We start from the raw sequence: 538 nt of genomic DNA, 5'->3' as shown, positions 1-538 counted from the left end.
GACCATCGCGCCGTATGCGCGATCCATGACCGCTTCGAGTTCGCCGCGCATCTTCGCACTGTAGGCGCGGCGCTCTTCGTCGGTCATCTTCGGCTTACGGGGCATTTCGCGGTCCTCCTGGTGAGAGATCAACCTTCGGGGCCGGCTGACCCCTGATGTCGGTCGGGGACGTTACCCTCCCTCTTCCGGCATCAATAATTAAACCACGTTCTCAGGGTCGGGTCAACCTGAACATGGGCCCTGAACTGCTCTTTTCTCACCCCACCTACCCGCACCCGCTCGGCCGGGCTCGGACACAACGGGCCTGGGCGGGGTTCCCACCTCGGGGCACTGCCCGCCCTCGTCTTCCCACCGGTCGGCCGCCTCGCGCTCGGCGCGCGCCTCCCGTTCGGCGAGCGTCACCGGCCGCCGGTACAGCCGCTGTGCAGTGGAGTCGAGCGCTGGCAGACATCGGGCGGCGGCCTTCTTATCGTCGCTGCGCTTGTGCCGTTTGGCGACGAGGGCGAACCGCCCCTCGTAGGCGGCCTGGTCGGTTGCG

The 538-nt window shown here is 67.5% G+C and carries 1 pseudogene; it reads right to left on the bottom strand.

Annotated elements, in window-relative coordinates:
- Positions 1-222: 222 nt before the first annotated feature.
- Positions 223-538: pseudogene (locus tag G3I71_RS50635) on the bottom strand (hypothetical protein); the annotation flags it as partial.

The organism is Streptomyces sp. SID12501 (assembly GCF_010550245.1).
In the GTDB taxonomy this organism is placed as follows: Bacteria; Actinomycetota; Actinomycetes; order Streptomycetales; family Streptomycetaceae; genus Streptomyces.
This window is presented reverse-complemented; position numbering and strand designations above follow the sequence as displayed.